The organism is Paenibacillus sp. FSL H8-0457 (assembly GCF_038051935.1).
Lineage (GTDB): Bacteria > Bacillota > Bacilli > Paenibacillales > Paenibacillaceae > Paenibacillus_AQ > Paenibacillus_AQ lautus_A.
Genome location: NZ_CP150293.1, coordinates 5456658 through 5473881, shown reverse-complemented (window position 1 = coordinate 5473881; position 17224 = coordinate 5456658). Strand labels below are relative to the sequence as shown.

The 17224-nt window shown below is 50.1% G+C and carries 15 protein-coding genes; 9 read left to right on the top strand and 6 right to left on the bottom strand.

Going from position 1 to position 17224, the window contains the following annotated elements:
- Nucleotides 1–12: 12 nt before the first annotated feature.
- The 5 genes from MHI43_RS24375 to MHI43_RS24355 all read left to right on the top strand — a co-directional run bounded on the left by MHI43_RS24375 (nt 13) and on the right by MHI43_RS24355 (nt 5682).
- Entirely contained in the window at nt 13–3138 is a 3126-nt protein-coding gene (locus tag MHI43_RS24375; RefSeq protein ID WP_036659648.1) for a glycoside hydrolase family 2 TIM barrel-domain containing protein, read from the top strand.
- Nucleotides 3139–3402: 264 nt separating this feature from the next.
- Nucleotides 3403–3942 (top strand): hypothetical protein, encoded by a 540-nt coding sequence (locus tag MHI43_RS24370; RefSeq protein ID WP_341283172.1) that lies wholly within the window; start codon nt 3403–3405, stop codon nt 3940–3942.
- Between the two features lie 17 nt (nt 3943–3959).
- Entirely contained in the window at nt 3960–4391 is a 432-nt protein-coding gene (locus MHI43_RS24365; RefSeq protein ID WP_015736882.1) for a DUF1992 domain-containing protein, read from the top strand.
- A gap of 146 nt (nt 4392–4537) precedes the next feature.
- Nucleotides 4538–4876, top strand: coding sequence for a helix-turn-helix domain-containing protein (locus MHI43_RS24360; protein WP_235201830.1), 339 nt, complete (start codon nt 4538–4540; stop codon nt 4874–4876).
- Nucleotides 4798–5682, top strand: a complete 885-nt coding sequence (locus MHI43_RS24355) for an IS3 family transposase (RefSeq protein ID WP_155989900.1) — start codon at nt 4798–4800, stop codon at nt 5680–5682. Before MHI43_RS24360 ends, MHI43_RS24355 begins: the two co-directional genes overlap by 79 nt.
- A 122-nt stretch (nt 5683–5804) precedes the next feature.
- Here MHI43_RS24355 and MHI43_RS24350 read toward each other — a convergent pair whose 3' ends face one another.
- From MHI43_RS24350 to MHI43_RS24325, 6 genes are all read right to left on the bottom strand, one after another.
- A complete protein-coding gene (locus tag MHI43_RS24350) occupies nt 5805–7325 on the bottom strand; it encodes an ABC transporter substrate-binding protein (protein WP_036660018.1) in 1521 nt (506 codons plus the stop codon).
- A 28-nt stretch (nt 7326–7353) separates the two neighbouring features.
- On the bottom strand, nt 7354–8115 hold the full coding sequence (locus MHI43_RS24345) for a response regulator (protein ID WP_015736880.1): 762 nt from the start codon (nt 8113–8115) through the stop codon (nt 7354–7356).
- The gene (locus MHI43_RS24340; RefSeq protein WP_036660020.1) at nt 8090–9853 is read right to left on the bottom strand and encodes a histidine kinase; all 1764 of its coding nucleotides are present in this window, start codon (nt 9851–9853) and stop codon (nt 8090–8092) included. Before MHI43_RS24340 ends, MHI43_RS24345 begins: the two co-directional genes overlap by 26 nt.
- A 135-nt stretch (nt 9854–9988) precedes the next feature.
- The gene (locus MHI43_RS24335; RefSeq protein WP_015736878.1) at nt 9989–11485 is read right to left on the bottom strand and encodes an ABC transporter substrate-binding protein; all 1497 of its coding nucleotides are present in this window, start codon (nt 11483–11485) and stop codon (nt 9989–9991) included.
- 88 nt (nt 11486–11573) lie between these two features.
- A complete protein-coding gene (locus tag MHI43_RS24330; RefSeq protein ID WP_009593207.1) occupies nt 11574–12503 on the bottom strand; it encodes a carbohydrate ABC transporter permease in 930 nt (309 codons plus the stop codon).
- A gap of 12 nt (nt 12504–12515) precedes the next feature.
- Nucleotides 12516–13469 (bottom strand): ABC transporter permease subunit, encoded by a 954-nt coding sequence (locus MHI43_RS24325; RefSeq protein ID WP_015736876.1) that lies wholly within the window; start codon nt 13467–13469, stop codon nt 12516–12518.
- A 266-nt stretch (nt 13470–13735) separates the two neighbouring features.
- Between MHI43_RS24325 and MHI43_RS24320 the strand changes: the two genes are divergently transcribed.
- The 4 genes from MHI43_RS24320 (at nt 13736) to MHI43_RS24305 (ending at nt 17122) form a co-directional block, all read left to right on the top strand.
- On the top strand, nt 13736–14335 hold the full coding sequence (locus tag MHI43_RS24320) for a short chain dehydrogenase (RefSeq protein WP_015736875.1): 600 nt from the start codon (nt 13736–13738) through the stop codon (nt 14333–14335).
- A 214-nt stretch (nt 14336–14549) separates the two neighbouring features.
- Nucleotides 14550–15812 (top strand): M20/M25/M40 family metallo-hydrolase, encoded by a 1263-nt coding sequence (locus tag MHI43_RS24315; protein ID WP_015736874.1) that lies wholly within the window; start codon nt 14550–14552, stop codon nt 15810–15812.
- 33 nt (nt 15813–15845) lie between these two features.
- The gene (locus tag MHI43_RS24310) at nt 15846–16643 is read left to right on the top strand and encodes a DUF3100 domain-containing protein (RefSeq protein WP_036660023.1); all 798 of its coding nucleotides are present in this window, start codon (nt 15846–15848) and stop codon (nt 16641–16643) included.
- Entirely contained in the window at nt 16640–17122 is a 483-nt protein-coding gene (locus tag MHI43_RS24305; protein WP_015736872.1) for a hypothetical protein, read from the top strand. Before MHI43_RS24310 ends, MHI43_RS24305 begins: the two co-directional genes overlap by 4 nt.
- Nucleotides 17123–17224: the final 102 nt, after the last annotated feature.

Sequence of the window (17224 nt, the reverse complement as noted above, 5' to 3'; positions counted from 1 at the left end):
GGAGGAAAACAGATGAAACAGCAGGTTGAACGGGGAGTCGCGCCAAGCCTTGCATGGTTGTCCGATCCCGGCATATTCGCGGTAGGCAGGATGCCTGCGCACTCCGATCACCGATACTACGCAACGATACGAGAAGCCGATTTGCTTGGAGAGATGCCTTGGCGCCACAGTCTGAATGGAAGCTGGAAGTTTAGTTATGCGCATAACGCCAAGGAACGCCAAGCGGATTTTTATACAATGGATGTTTCCTGCAGAGGATGGGATGATATTGAGGTTCCCGGACATATCCAGCTTCAGGGTTACGGGCAGCCGCAATACGTGAATACGATGTACCCATGGGACGGTGTGGAGTTTCTTAGACCCCCGATGATCTCAGAGGACCACAATCCCGTGGGCAGCTATGTGAAGTATTTCGACGTTCCTGCCGGCTGGCAGCAGCGCCCGCTGTACATTTCTTTTCAGGGAGTTGAATCGGCTTTCTATGTATGGCTGAACGGGGAGTTTGTCGGATACAGCGAAGACAGCTTTACGCCGAGCGAATTCGACCTCACGCCGTACTTGGCGGAAGGCGAGAATAAGCTGGCTGTCGAGGTCTATCAACGCAGCACCGGAAGCTGGCTGGAGGATCAGGACTTTTGGCGCTTTTCCGGAATTTTTCGCGACGTGTATCTGTACACGGTACCTGACGTTCATGTGCAGGATCTGCATGTTCAAACCGATTTGGATGAAACGTATGAACTTGGAACGCTGAAGGTTGCGATGCAGCTCAAGGGCAGGCCTGCTTCGAAAATAGTCCTTGAGCTTAAGGATGCAGCAGGAAATCCAGTGGTCCGGGGGGAGACCGGAGCTTCCGGGGGAACGGCGTCGATTGCGTTAGCTGCGGGAAAGGTTAAGCGGTGGAGTGCAGAAGAACCTAATTTATATACACTGTACGTATCCGTCTATGACACATCCGGAAACCTTGTGGAGGTCGTGCCGCAAAAGATAGGTTTTCGCAAATTCGAGATGATCGACAAGGTGATGCACTTAAACGGCAAGCGCATTATATTCAAAGGTGTCAACCGGCACGAATTTAATTCCCGCCGCGGACGCTGCATTACGAAAGAGGATATGCTGTGGGATATCAAGACATTGAAGCAGGCGAATATCAACGCTGTTCGGACGTCGCATTATCCGAATCAGACGCTGTGGTACGAGCTATGTGACGAGTACGGCGTGTACGTCATCGACGAGATGAATCTGGAGACGCATGGATCGTGGCAGAAAATGGGGGCCGTTGAGCCATCCTGGAACATACCGGGCAGCAGGCCGGAATGGCAGGATATCGTTCTGGACCGTGCGATTTCCATGATCGAGAGGGACAAGAACCACCCATCGATATTGATCTGGTCTTGCGGCAACGAGTCTTATGCGGGTGAAGTCATTCGGAACGTTGCGAATGTTTTCCGGGAGAAGGATCCTACCCGGCTCGTGCATTACGAAGGAGTGTTCCATAACCGGGAATATGACGATGCAAGCGATATGGAGAGCCGCATGTATGCCAAACCGGCGGATATTGAACAGTATCTGTTAAACGATCCTTCCAAGCCCTACATCAGCTGCGAGTACATGCATGCCATGGGCAATTCCGTCGGCGGATTGCATAAATACACGGAGCTGGAACGGAAGTATCCGATGTATCAAGGCGGCTTCATCTGGGATTACATGGATCAGGTTATCGTGAAACATGATCGTTACGGCAAGCCTTTTATGGCTTATGGAGGGGATTTTGACGACCGCTCAACCGATTACAACTTCTCCGGCAACGGCATCGTATATGCAAATCGGACATGGTCCCCCAAAATGCAGGAAGTGAAATTCCTGTATCAAAACATCAAGCTGACACCGGATCGTTATGGCGTCACGATCCGAAACGAGAGCTTGTTCGTGGGTTTGGATGCTTATCATGTTAAATACTCTCTGTATCATGAAGGCAGGGAAATCTATAGCGGAGCTGTATGCACCCAGGTTGGTCCCGGCGAAGAGGGATATGTAAAGCTGGAACTGCCTGAGGCCGGGTATCCAGCCGGTGAGTATGCGCTAGACGTTTCACTCGTGACCAAGAAGGATTCGTTATGGGCGGAAGCCGGGTATGAAATTGCTTTTGGACAGTTTGTTTTCCAAGTGGAGGACGCGCTCGCTGTTGATGATACTGACAATGCGTCAGCGTCGGAGGCAGAACGCCTGCAATCAGGTTCAGAGGTTTCGCATGATAAGCCAGTGAATGATTTCCGTGTTGTTGAAGGGGACGTAAATATCGGCGTTCACGGACGCGATTTCTCCGTCATGTTCTCGAAGCAGGCTGGGACCCTCATATCCGTCAAGTATGCGGGACGGGAGATGATCTCTTCGCAGCCGGCGCCGCTCTTCTGGAGAGCGATGACGGATAACGATAAAGGGGCCGGGCTGCCGTTCGACTCCGCGCTTTGGTATGCAGCAAGCCTGACTCGAAGAACGGAAAGCTGCGAGCTAATGGAGTACTCAAATCGCGCAACTGTGACCTACGTGTATAAACTGAGTGTATCCGAAGGAATACGGGTGCGTGTATCCTACACGGTGTTTACCGATGGCAGCATTCATGTAAAGTCGGGGTATCAAGGAGAGCCGGGGCTGCCGAAGCTGCCGATCTTTGCTCTTACCTTCAAAGTGCCGGCGGACTACGACAACCTGGATTGGTATGCAAACGGGCCGGAAGAGAACTATATCGATCGTGCGTTCGGAGCTAGATTGTGTCGCTTCCGAAGTCGTGCGGCGGATCATGTTTCAGCCTATTTGGTACCGCAGGAATCGGGCAATCGTACAGGCGTGCGGGAGGTATCCATAACGAGCGATCAAGGTCATGGCCTTACGATAAAAGCGCCGGCGGCAGCACCGGTTGAGGCGAATATATCGCCCTATACCGCATTTGAGCTGGAGAATGCGACGCATCATTATGAGCTGCCGAACGTTCACCATACCGTTGTTACCATTGCCGGGCGGCAGATGGGGGTTGGGGGTGACGACAGCTGGGGGGCTCCGGTTCATGACGAGTATCAACTCGATCCTTCGACGGACATGTCCTTTGAATTTACCATTTGCAAAAGCCTAATCATGAAATAGTAGAATGCCAAACAACGCTCGGCTCACCAATATGGGTGGGCCGAGCGTTGCTTCATGCCTTCGTTGTAAGCATGATCAGCATAACCGTAGTATGAATCCGCCTATGCCGCGTCCCGCAAAATCAAATTTGATACCGAAACCAACTGTTAAAACCATGTGTAGTATGTTATATTTTGGATAATTTCACATGACAGTCGGGAGGGAATTCACCTGAGAAAAAAGAATTTCATGCTTGTTTCGATTCTTTCGTGCTTACTCTTGTTCTTGCTGCAGGCATGCAATGGTTCGGAACAGCCGGTCTCCGCGCCGGAAGTCAACAACCATCAGCAAACGAAACCGGTAGAGAACGAGGCTGAGGCTGAGCCAACGAAGCCGGCGGTAAACGACAACGATCGGAAGGCAATAGGCAGAGATCTATTAACGAAATATACTGAATCTTACTATAAGTTCACGACCACGGAAGCATTCGATGAAGGATACTTGAATGAGCTGTTCGATGAATCGATGCTTGACCATCCGGTATACCATGCTGCGAAAATTCATCACCAGACGGATCTGAAGAACTACGATAAGGCTGAGGTCGACAAAATCGAAAGTGAATCCGTCGAACCAGCGGAGGAAGGCGGATTCATTTACAAAGGGACTCTCACGGAACGAACATACCATAGGAAGGTTGAAGAGAATGACCCCCCTTACTTTTACAGCAAGAAGGACTTTGCGCTGCATATTAAGCAGGACGAGAACGGGAAGTACAAATTCTTTGACATGTCATTTGAGAAACGGATTTATTTCCCTGATATGTAAAAACGGAGGTGTCCGATATGGATTTGAACAATGACGCTAAAGAAATGGCTTCTGCTGCTGAAGAAAATCAGCAAAATGAAAAAGAACGACGCCCGATGTCGACCGGCAGCGGGCTCCTGGAATCGGCCATCGACAAGTTTGCCAGAGAAGGCGGTTTTGACGACTTGCCGTTGAAGGGAAAGCCGATCAAGATCGAGGACGGCGATGTGCTAACCAGTATCATGAAGAACGCGAATTACCAGCCGGCCTGGGTGGAGCTGAGAAAAGAAATCGCCGCCGACATCAAGCGTCTTCTTGACCTTCAGGACCCGAATGCGATTCCCGAGGCCGAGATAGAGGCCATCAACCAGAAAATTATGAAGTATAACCGGATCGTTCCGAATCCGCAGCTGCAAAAAGGTCTCCTGTCCGGGTCCCATTTGCACGCAGCCTATGATAAGTGGGAGTAGAGAATATCTTGAATGTGCTCCCCGTTACCGTCCGGGTGAACAAGCGAAAGAGACCTTGAAGCTATCTGAAGTGCACCCCTTAGAATAGACATTGGAAAAAACCCTTGGTTATTCCGATGAATTCTAAGGGGTGTATTTTTGTGGTAATGAAAGGACAAAAGTTAAAGCAATATTCAAAAGAGGTCAAATTAGAAGCGATTCGACTTCATGTAGAAGAGAAGTGGACTTATCGGCAAATCAACGAACACCTTGGTATTCAAGACAAAGACCGAATGAAGCGGTGGATGCGAAAATATCGGGAACAAGGCGAGTTTGGATTGTTGGATCAGCGAGGACGACGAAAAGAATATATGGATCAAGATCGGTATGTCCAAAAGCTCAAACGGGAGAATGAAATGCTAAAAAAGTGCTTGGAAATCTGGATCCAGGAGGAAAGGAAGAACGCTTTACGCTCATCGAGCAAGCAGCGATTCCAAGGCAAGTAGCTGAACTATGCCAGCTCTTTCGTGTCTCTAGAAGTGGTTACTACGCCTATTTGAAGCGAAAAGGGAACGACCGAGATGCCGAGGCGAAACGGCTAATCCGTGAAGCGTACAATCGCTACGAAGGAAAGTATGGCTACCGGCAGCTCCAATTGTTCTTGTGGCAGGATGACGGTGTATGGATGAACCATAAGAAAGTGCTGCGGCTGATGCAAAAACTCGGGCTTCAAGCGAACATTCGCCCTAAACGCCGCTTTAACACGACATACCAAGCTGGAGAACGTGTGTCGGAGAATCTGCTGAAGCGAGACTTTACGGCAGAAAAACCGAACCAGAAATGGGTGACAGATGTGACGCAATACCGGGTGGGCGAGCGATGGCTGTATCTTTCGGCAGTTAAAGACTTATTCAACAATGAGATTGTAGCGTACCAACTCAGCCAACGTAACGACAATGAACTGGTTCTACGGACGTTTGCAAAAGCGTTTGCCAAGCAAAAAGACGTGACCGGATTGGTCGTTCACAGCGACCAAGGTTTCCAGTACACGTCTTACGCTTACCACGACATGCTGCCAAAGGTTGGCGCCCAAATCAGCATGTCTCGCCGGGGCAATTGCCTAGACAACGCCTCCATGGAGAGCTTCTTCTCGCATCTCAAAACGGAAGGACTCTATCCCTATGATATCCGAAATTTGACGGAGGCACAAAGGCGAATTGAGAAATACATACGGTTTTATAACCGAGAGCGACCACAGCGGAAACTAAAGAAACTGACGCCGGTAGAGTACCGACGCCAGTTTGCAGCCTAGGTGTTTTTTTTAATGTCTACTAAATGGGGTCTTGACCAATCCGCTTTAGGGTCTCTTTTGAATAGGGTCCATTTCTCGATTTGGGCCAAGCTCGAACCAATCAGGGAAGCGGATTCCAGCACTTACTTCCTGCCTCTGCGCCAAGCATCCAGCTGCGTTTGCACCTCTCGTATCACGTCATCCATGCCTGCTTGCTTCAGCTCCTCGTTAAACTTAGGGAGGATCGCATCGACATCCACGGAGCCCGTCATGAGGCTTGGATAATATTTATGCCAGACCATCTCGATGTTATCGGTTTGAGCGGTCAGCGCGGATAGATCCGGCGTAAATCCAAGCACGGTGGAATTGACGACTCCGGCGTTGTATTGACGGAATTGCTCCCATTTGTCGAGGGGGTCCGGGTTATCGCCGCCCATGGTTTTCAGGATAAACCAATTCCCCTGGGTGTACTGCACGCCTGAGTAACTGCTTGCAGGCGCATCGGGGATCGGTTCGCCATGGCTGTCTTTGTCGGTTATCAACACGACCTGCCCCTGTTCGTCCAATGTGTAGTGAATGCCTTCGATCCCATAATTGAATAAATTCCGTACTTCGGGGTCCGTATTGAGCAAATTCAGAAACTTAATGCATTCTACGGGGTGCTTGGTATTGGCATTAACGGTCATGATGCCTCCCCGGACGGATTCCGTAGTAACGGTGCTGGGGGTTACGGGATTCGCTACAATCTTATAACCGCGATCTTTGCTCCAAGTCGTCTCGGAGAGCGGCCCCCCGCCGGAGGACTTCCAGAACACCTTGGCGCCTCGTTTGAGCCCTCCCGGCTCGCGCAGCGCCGCGTCCTTATTGATGAAGCCTTGCTTATAATAATGCCGCAGCGTATCGAGAACCTGCCGGGCCTCCTTGGTTTCGAAGATATTCACCACCGGTGCGTCCGGGTCGAGCGATTTGATCATCAAGGGCACTTTATGGTTCATGATGTATTCGTATCCGTAGAGAGCGAAGAAATTATGGGAATCCCGATCCAACTCCATAGGGATGTAATCCGGCTCTTTCTCTTGAATCATCCGGAGGAGAGGCTCAAGCGATTCCAGCGTATTGTACTTGGTGATGTCGATATGGTGTTTGTCCACGATCGAGGCGGGGTACATCCAGTGATCGCGTACGGCTAACTCCTTATTGGTAGGGACGCCGTAAATGCTGCCGTCGTTCATGCGGACCCCTTGCCAAAAGGTGGGATCGATGGCCTCATACATATCCTTGCCCAGGCCGGCCAGGTGGTCATCAAGCCTCAGCCAGGCTCCGCGCATCGCGGTGGTTGCATAGTCGGGCGCAAAAGCAATGTCGAACGGGCTTCCGGCGGATATCAGCGTGTTCAGCCGATCTTCATACTCCTGCCAGCTTACCTTGATATAGGTGATCGTCACGCCGATCTTGCGAGCCATGATTTCATTGATTTTATCATTGACGAGGCGAAGATCCTTGTCGGGCTCACCGATCGTATAATAGATCAGGTTGACCGTGTCGCCGACATGCGGTTCGTCGTCAAAGCCAGGCTGTCCGAAGCAGCCGGTTGTGTAGAATGTGAACAGCAGCACCAGGCTGATCTTCATTAAAGACCGTAAGCGTCTAGCATATTTAACCATCGATGTCCTCCTTTCCGCCACGTATGCGTTACCCTTTTCCCCGCAGTTCAGAAGGAGATTTCCCGAAAAAGCTGTGAAAGTGCGTATAAAAATAATTGAGATTGTTGTAACCCACGGAAAACGCGATATAGGAAATTTTCTCATCCGTCGATTGAATTCTCTCCTGTGCCAGAAGCATGCGGTAAGCCATCAGGTATTCGGAAAACTTCATCGCGGTTTCTTTGAGAAACAATTGTCCGAGGTAGGTGCTGTTCATCTGGAAACGCTCCGCCACGGATTTCAAGGTGATGTTCTGAGCATACTCCGTCCTGATCATCAGCAGAATCCGGTTCACCAGCTTGGACAAGCTGTCATAGCTAACGCCAAGCACCGGATCCTGGTTCAAGCTTTCGCCGTTTCGGTCACCTATCGAACCGCCCAGATCCTCGACGATGATCTTCTCGATCACTTGCTGCAGCTTGGCACGTTCGACCGGCTTGAGCAGATAGTCTTTGACGCCGCACCGAATGGCTTCCTGGGCATACTTGAATTCGCTGTAGCCGCTCATGATGATGTATTTCGTAGGGATTTGAAATTCGTTGAGTCTCTGGATCGCTTCATATCCAAGCTCCTTGCCGATGCAAACATCGAAAATGGCGACGTCCGGCAGCAGGTCCACCACCTTGGACATCGCTTCACCCGTGGATTCACAGGTTTCGATCCGTCCAAATCCGTATTGCTTCCAATCCAAGATTCGCTTCATTCCCTCCAAAATCTGAGGTTCGTCATCCACAATCATCAGTTTGTACATGTTCAATCACCTCTTTTGAAATCCGCACGGAAATCTTGACTCCAGCTTCCTCATTATTCTCGATCTCGATCGAAAGGCCGTTTCCATAAAAGAAATGAAGGCGCGTATATACGTTGCGCAGTCCGATACTATGGGAAGAAGTTTCATCATGGTTGGACAGCGTGCTGCGGACGGCATCCAAACGCTCCGGCGCAATCCCGCTTCCGTTGTCCACGAATTCCAGCACATAATCATCATCCGCTTCAAAGCCGTTGACGACGTACAGATTAAACTCATGATTCGCGTTAAAGCCATGAATGAAAAAATTCTCAGCCAGGGGCTGCATCCAGAATTTCACGGTAGGGATCGAGTGCAGCGCCGGCTCGACATTGATTTGATAATAAAAACGCTCGGGATACTTGAACTCCATAATCTCCAAGTACTTCTGCAGCAATTCCAGCTCGCTAGCAATCGATATGATATTTTCCTTTTTGACGATTTCACGATAGAGCGTGCCTAACGTGGCAATGGCGTCGGCGGTGTCCCGGTCCTGATTCACTAGCGCCGTGGAGCGGATAACCTCCAGCGTATTGTATAAAAAATGAGGGTTGATTTGGTGTTGAAGCGCTTTCATTTCGGTTTCCTGCTGCTTGATCTTGAGCAGATACTCATTGCGGATGTGCTTGTCCAGCTGCTGAATCATATCGTCCAATTCCCTGGCGATCATGCCATATTCGTTGCGACGGTACCGGGCGGGGCGGTTCGGCGTAAAATTGGCCATTTTTACCCGTCCGATCGATTGAATGATACGGCGGAGGAAAAGGGCATCGTCCCGCATATTGTATGCGATGAGAAGAAGCACGCTGACCATGGCCGTCAATACGATCAGAAAGATGGCGACCAGCATCCCGGCATGCTCACGAATCAGCATGGATAAATCAATGATGCTAATAAATTTGAAATTAAACTTGGTGGACGGAAAGGAAACGAACAAGATATGCTTCCATACACCCCTCGATATAAAACCATGGCTGCGGCCGTCTGCCTCGGCCAGTCGGGACAGCTCCTCCAAGTCCTGGTCCTGCCCATTGCCGATGAGGTAGGTTTCGCCGGTAGCACTGACCGCGGCGGCATTGCCAAACCGGAAATTACGAATGGATTTAAAAATTTGATCGCTGCTGACCAAAAAGCGCATTTCCCCGAACTCCTGAGCGCCCGGCGTCGGATTCGACAGTTTCTTGCGATAGACGAAGCCCTTCATGATCGTATCGCGGAACGCCTCGTCCGTATTTGGCAGCCCGAAGGTAAAGCTTGTTATCCCGTGCTCATTAAAACGTACGACATTGCCGTAATGGCCGGTATGCAGGCTAATCTGCGTGATTTCGCCCTGCGCCCAGCTGTACAGATAGGTCTTCACATCCTCGGGAAACGAAACCAGCGGCTGGGAGAAATGGCTGTTCTGCAGCCTGCTGGTTAAATAGCCTTCCGCGCTGCTGCTTAGAAAGCTGCGAGCATCGTCCATCAGTCCGGGATTGGAGTAGATGCGCTGCATGTAAGCCTCGATTCGGTCAGCATCATACTGCAGCTCATTCTCCACGCGCGCAAAGGCATTAGCCGCCTCGATGCGGGCATTGCCCACCCATTGATTCAGCAGCATGGCACTGGTCAGCGTACCAAGCGTCAGACCGATGACCACGACGAAGATGACATAGGCAATAAACTTGTGGCGATAGATTTTGATTTGTAAAAATGAGCCCATACGACACCTCAATTGCAGCAGGTCGCTTTAAATATGCGCAGCTTAATCTCAATGTAACACGATTCACGCCAAGCTTCATAGATAGGATGGAAAAAGCATCCCTTAAAAGTGTCCTAATAAGGGATGCGCAGGAATTTACTTGAAGTAATTATTGATCTGCTCTTGGGCGGCTTGCATGATCGTGTCCATGCCGGCCGACTTTAATTCAGCGGTGACCTTCGGTATCACTTTCTCCGGATCGGATGCTCCTGTAATGATTTCATATTTGTATTTATCCCACACGGCCTGGCAGTTCGCCACTTCGGTCTGAAGATCGGTGATGTCCAGCGCAAAGCCGAGGACGGTGGAGGAGGTCGCTGCATCGTTCAGCTTTTTAACCTGCTCCCATTGATCTTCAGGAGCGCCTTTCGTAACCGCCAGATTAAAGAACGTGCCTTGCGTGTAAGCCGCGAGCGGCCAAGTATCGGATGTACGCTCAATCACTTTTTCGCCATCGACGTTGTTGTAATCCACGCCCAACTCGCCGAATGCCAGCATATTGCGAAGTTTAGGATCCGTATTCACCAACTCAAGGTATTTCAAGGCTTCCTTCTTATACTTGGAATTCGCCGAAATCGCGTTCAGCGAGCCTTGGATCGTACTGGTGGTATAGATCGGCCCGTAATGCTGAACCATATCGTACTTCTCGATGGCGTCATTGATCTGCCAGCTGATCTCGGCTCCCGGGAATGCCTGGGCTGCAAAGAACGGTCTGCCTTTGTCGTTCTCCGTCTTCGTCGGCGCATCCGGGTTGATGATGCCATCCTGGTACCATTGATGCAGCAGCTTCAGATTAGCCACAACATCAGGCTGCTCCAGCACGGAGACAACCGTGCGCGATGCGTCGTCCGCTTTGACGCCGATCGGAGGGAAGCCCAGGGTTAAATCGTCATAGTCGTTAAAGAAGCCGTTCAAGCCTTCGCCTTGCGTCATTGGCAGCGGATAGAAGCTTTTGCCTTCGCCGGCCTTCATGTCATGAAGCGGCTTATCCAGGTCCTGCAATGTTTTGATATTGTTGATGTCGATATTGTACTTTTGCACGTACTTATCATCGAATACCCAGTACTGCGTCAGCGCGGAATCCTTGTAAGTCGGAACGGAATAATATTTGCCGCCGATCTTTGTGCCTTCCCATACCTTCTCGGGAATCAATTTGTATAAGTCCGGCGTTTCGCTCTGAACCAGATCCGTAATATCGGCAAACGCGCCCATAGCCACTTGCTTGCTGTATTTACCGCTGTTCGTGAACATGATGTCGAATGGCTCGCCGGTATTCACGATGGTATTCATTTTGGTGTCCCATTCACCCCAGCTGGCTACCTTGATGTCGACCTTCACGCCAATCTTCTCGGCCGTGTAGGCATTCATGGCATCCACCGCTTTGCTGAAATTGTTAGGCACTTGGCCGCCGATGGTCCACCAGGTCAACGTCGGTACATCCTTGCTTGCCGTTTCGGTGTCATTGGACGTGTCCGGCGTCGCTTGGGATCCGTCTGTCGCAGGTGCAGGCTTCGAGCCGCCGCAGGCTGCCAAAGCAGTCAACATAAGCGTCAGCACGCACAGCGTAGAGATGAACTTTAATGCTCTTTTCATTTCATTTCCCCCTTTTTGAAGTTGGATTACCTAAGTGTGTACAGCGGATATTTATCATAAACCAAGGTTGTCTTGGTTTATTTCGTCATTAGCCCTTCACCGCGCCGACCGTCAATCCGGAAATAAAATACTTCTGGAAGAAAGGGTAGGCGAATGCTACAGGCAGCACGATGAGAATGGCGACCGCCATGCGGGCGGATTCCTTCGGCATCGTTGCGACGAGCATCGCGTAGCTTACGCCCATACTCGCTGCATTCTTCGCGAGTGCGTCCACATTGCTCATTAGGCTGTTGAGCAGCGCTTGCAGGGAATACAGGTTCTGGTTGTCGATATACAGCATCGATTGGAACCAGTCGTTCCAGTAAGCAAAGCAGAGAAACAGTCCGATGGTGGCGATGACCGGCAGCGAAATCGGCATGATGATGGAGAAGAAGATTCGCAGCTGGCTCGCGCCGTCGATTTCGGCTGATTCGATCAGCCCGTCGGGAATCGTGCTTTTGAAAAAGGTTTTACATATGATGACGTTGAACGATGAAACGGCGAGCGGGAGAATCAGCGCCCAGATGCTATCTTTCAGTCCCAGCAAATTCGTGTTGATGAAGTAGCTGGATACCAAGCCGCCGTTGAATACCATCGGAATGAATACCACCCAGGTCAGAAATCCCCTCAGCTTATAGTTGGGGCGAGAGAGAACGTAACCCATGGAGGCGGTCAGCAGCACCCCGAGCACGGTACCAACCACGGTCACGAGGGCGGATACGCCGAGGGCCCGCAGAATCATCGTTCCCTGCTTGATGATGTAGACGTAAGCCTCGGCCGACATGGCGACCGGCAGCAGATGATATCCGGTCTCACGGATGGACTCCTCACTGGAGAAGGAGATGGACAGTACAACGATTACAGGTATGACGCAGAGCAGCGCCAACAGGATAAAGATCAGGTTGAACAAAAGGTTGACGGCTTTGTTTGTGCGGTTAAACTTCTCAAGGCCTGTCTGATAAGTAGATTTCGATGTCATCTTCTTGCCTCCTTACATCATCGCGCTATCGGGATCGATTCGGCGAACGATCCAGTTAGCGGCCAGAATCGTAGCGCATCCCAGAACAGACTGTACGAAAGCGGCTGCGGATGCCATGCCCACGGTGGCCGTTTTCAGTTGTTTATACACCATGACATCGATCGTGGTCGCCACGTTGAACAGCGAATTGGAGTCTCGCGTGACCTGATAGAACAAACCGAAATCGGTGTAAAATATGCGCCCTACCGCCAGTATGAACATCATGACGATCACCAGCTTGAGCATGGGCAGCGTAATGAATCTTGTCTGCTGCCAAATGGACGCGCCATCGATGACGGCTGCTTCATAATAGGTGCTGTCTATGCTCGTGATGGTCGCCAGATAGATGACCATGCCATAGCCCAGGCCCTTCCAGACATTCAAGAGAATCAGAAAAAACGGCCAATACTTCGGCTCCATATACCAGTTAATGGGATCGCTGCCCATCGAGACGAGCATTTGATTGACGATCCCTTTATCAAAGCTCAGGAATGCCCAGCCTACGGCGGATACGACGACCCACGACAGGAAATAGGGGAGGAACATCATCGTCTGATAGACTTTGCTGGCTTTGCGGCTGTGGAGGAGGCCGATCATGATCGCGAATAGGACGGGCAGAACGATCCCCAGCACAATAAACACAATATTGTATCCTATCGTGTTTCGAATAATGATCCAGGCGTCATTCGACTTGAATAGAAATTCGAAGTTTTTGAACCCGATCCAAGGGCTGTTGAACACATTGCTCAAGAACCCGCCGCTAATCTTGAAATTTTTGAAGGCGATAATGATCCCGAACATCGGTAAGAAACTAAACAGGATGTACCAGATCGTGGTTGGCAGCGCCAAGAGGGTCAATTCCGTATCCTGCTTGTGCCAGCGCATTCGTAAGCGCTTTCGTTTTTTGGGTTCGGCTTGAGAGCTCATGTCTGTCACTCCTTACGGTGTAATCTCGCTTGTCGTGCACTTGTTGAATTCATTGTATAAGAGGAGGAAACGCGGCTTCCAGATAACAAACTTGATACTATAGTCAACAAACGTTAGGTTCGAAAGACTTGTTAGGACGGACATTTACAGAACATGGTTTTTTATTATAATATTTCAAGGCCGTTCTCCAAGAGATCTTTCAATGTCTTCAAGCAAAACCAGGGGTATAATATAATTGAAATCTCATAGGAATAAGGAGGCTGCACATGAAAGTAGTAATCATTGGCGCAAGCGGCACGATCGGACGAGCAGTCGCTAAAGAATTAGAAAAAAATCACGAAATCGTACATGCTGGGCGAAACGGCTTCGATGCCCAAGTGGATATTACTTCCGTCAATAGCATTAAAGACATGTACAGAAAAATCGGAAAAGTGGATGCGGTCATCAGCGCAACAGGCGGTGCGCATTTTGGTCCTATTGCAGAATTGACGCCGGAGCTAAATGAGATTGGCATTGAAAGCAAACTTAAGGGCCAAATTAATCTAGTCCTTCTAGGACTGGATTATATGAATGACGGAGGAAGCTTTACCTTAACAACCGGAATTATGATGGATGATCCCATTCCTCAGGGCGCATCGGCAGCCATGGCAAATGGCGGTGTGAAGGCTTTCGTTAAATCCGCAGCCATTGAAATGCCGAGGGGAATTCGCATAAACAGCGTAAGCCCTAATGTTTTAGTGGAGTCCTTAGATAAATATGGCGAGTTTTTCCCGGGCTTTGAAGCCGTGCCGGCCGCACGTGTAGCGCTTGCGTATAAAAAGAGTGTGGAAGGGGCTCAAACCGGGCAAAACTATGAAGTTTATTAATGAGAAAAGTGCACAAAGTTATAAAAAAGAATCCGGGTTTAATCCGGATTCTTTTTTCTTTCGTTCATCTGCAGCTATTAAACAAAGGGAAAACTAGAGCGTTATATGTAAATATAATCACTTCTATAGGAAAATAATATAACGTGATTTTTATTGACACAATTAAGAAAACTAAACTAACATTAGGATTATTTTCATCAAGAGGGAGGCAGCTATGAGTTTTAAAGAACAGTACGAAGAAATTGCAGGTGTAGGACAGACCATATTCGATAACCCTGAGCTTGGCTACAAGGAATTTAAAACCAATCAAACGGTGGCGGATTTTCTGAAAAAGGTTAATCCGGATATCGAGCTGCAATCATTCAGCACAACCGGTCTTCGGACAACGCTTGGCGGCGGCAAGCCGCTGAACATCGCTTTTATTGCGGAGCTTGATGCGGTATATGCTCCAAGCCATTGGCGGTCAGACGAGGCAACGGGTGCGGCACACAATTGCGGTCATTATACGCAGGTGGCGATTGCCCTAGCTCTGTACAAGCATTACTTTGAATCTAAGGCGTACGAAGCTTTAGATTATAGTCTAACGTTTATTTTCATTCCGGCTGAAGAGTATTTGGATCTCGCCTACAGGGACGAGCTGCTCGGAAGCGGCAAGATCTCCTATTACGGAGGAAAACCCGAAGCGATGAAACTCGGCGTGTTCGACGATATCGACATCGGGCTGTGCGTACACGCCATGGGCGGCGAGTTTGCCGAGCGCACGATCGAAATCAACTGCGACCTGGCCGGATTCTTATATAAGCATTACACGTTTACCGGAAAAGCAACCCACGCCGGTTTCGATCCTTTCTCCGCCAAAAATGCCTACAGCATGTCGACCCTGTTCAATGTGGCGTTAGGCCTCAGCAGGCAGCAAATGAAGGACAGCGAGAAGGTCCGGATGAACCCGATCGTCCTGGAGTCCGACATGTCGACCAACGTCATTCCCAACCGGATCACGGTTGGCAGCGATCTGCGCACCCAGTCGGTGGACTACATGAAGGAAGCGGCCTCCAAGATGGACGATGCGGCCAGGGGCAGCGCGCTGGCCCTTCAAGGCGAGGTCGAGATTAAGACGCAGATGGGATACTTGCCGTTCGTTCAGGACCGGTATTTGTCCGAGTTCGTGCTGGAGGCGTTCCAGGATAACGAGGAGATCGCCCGTATTTGGAACAACAACGCCATCAGCGCTGCAGGAGACATTGGGGATTTAGCCTTCATGATGCCCTGCATTCAAATCGGCTACAGCGGCTTTACGGGAACGATCCACGGCGACGATTTCAAGGATATCGATCCGGAATTTATTTATGAAGTGTTCCCGAGATTTATAACGCAGGTGCTGGAGCGCATGAGCGGACGCATCGACCGTTCGAAGCTGTACCGCCGCACATTCTCCGAATACGAGCAGCTCCTTGCGTCGATCGTTGGCTCCCATTAAGAAACAGAAAAACAGAAAAGAGGACATCATGGCATGAAGTTAAAACTACAGTATCTCTATTTGCTTGCATTCGTGCTCATTGTTATAGCGGTCGCCGAATTTATCGGCATTCAGTCCGTCCAGGTCGGCTCCGTGAAAATAAGCCTGCTTCCACTCGTATTCGCCATTTTGATCACGATGGTGCTCGGCTTGTCGATATTCCGGAAAGGCTTGATGAAGAAAATTTACAGCAAGGAAAACGTCGGTTTCTCCAGCAAGTACCTGATCTTTATTATGCTGCCGCTCATGGCGAGATACGGAGCCGACGTTGCTCCTAGATTAGAAGAAATCTTAAAAGTAGGCTGGGTATTCATCATTCAGGAAATCGGCAACCTGGGGACGATTCTGCTCGGACTTCCCATCGCCATCCTGCTCGGCCTGAGAAGGGAAGCCATCGGCGCTACGCTTGGACTTGGAAGGGAAGGGGAACTTGCTTATATATCCGAGAAGTATACGCTCGACTCCGACGAAGGCCGCGGGGTACTGTCCCTCTATATTATCGGTACCCTATTCGGCACGCTGTTCTTCAGCATTCTGGCGCCGGTGATGGTTGCCGCCGGCTTCTCGATCGAAGCGCTGGCGATGTCCTCCGGGGTCGGTTCCGCCAGCATGATGACAGGCTCTTCTTCGGCGTTAATCGCGCATTCTCCTGAGATGACGGAGACCATTAACGGATACGCTGCTGCAAGCCAGCTGCTTACCAGCTTCCTCGGAACGTATACGATGGTATTTCTCGCAGTGCCGCTGCAGCGGTTTATGTACAAATTAATGGTCAGAGGTGAAAAGAAATGAGCACAGGTTTGAATAAATACGCAAAATACGCCCTCGTCCTGCTGCTTAGCGTCGGTCTTATTTTATTTACGGAGCAAATGAAATTCATCAAAAACGGAGAGGGCCATATTACGATGGGGACGATTGCCGGCTTATCCGTGCTTTGGCTTTTTTCCTTCATCGGCGTTCTGATCTCGACGCTCATGAAAAAGGTTCCGCTGAAATTCCTGCAGGAATTCCCGGTTCTCGGCTGGGTATCGATCGTTTCGTTGATCTGCTGCCTGATTTCGGATGTGTTTGTGGACGCCATTGCCAACGTCAACTTTTTGTCCATCACGACTCCGATTTTGGCGTTCGCCGGCATCTCCGTAGCCGACAGGCTGGTTGATCTTCGCAAAACCTCCTGGCGCGTCGCGATCGTTGCGGTGTTCGTGTTCACGGGCACGTACGTAGGGAGCGCCTTATTGTCAGAGCTCGGCCTTTATTTGTCCGGTAAGTAAAATATGGAACAAAGCCAAGAAGCTAAAAAAGATGACCTCCGAAAAGCGGAGGTCATCTTTTTCTCGTTCAACAGCGAAACAGATAGCTTTCGCCTCGTTTGG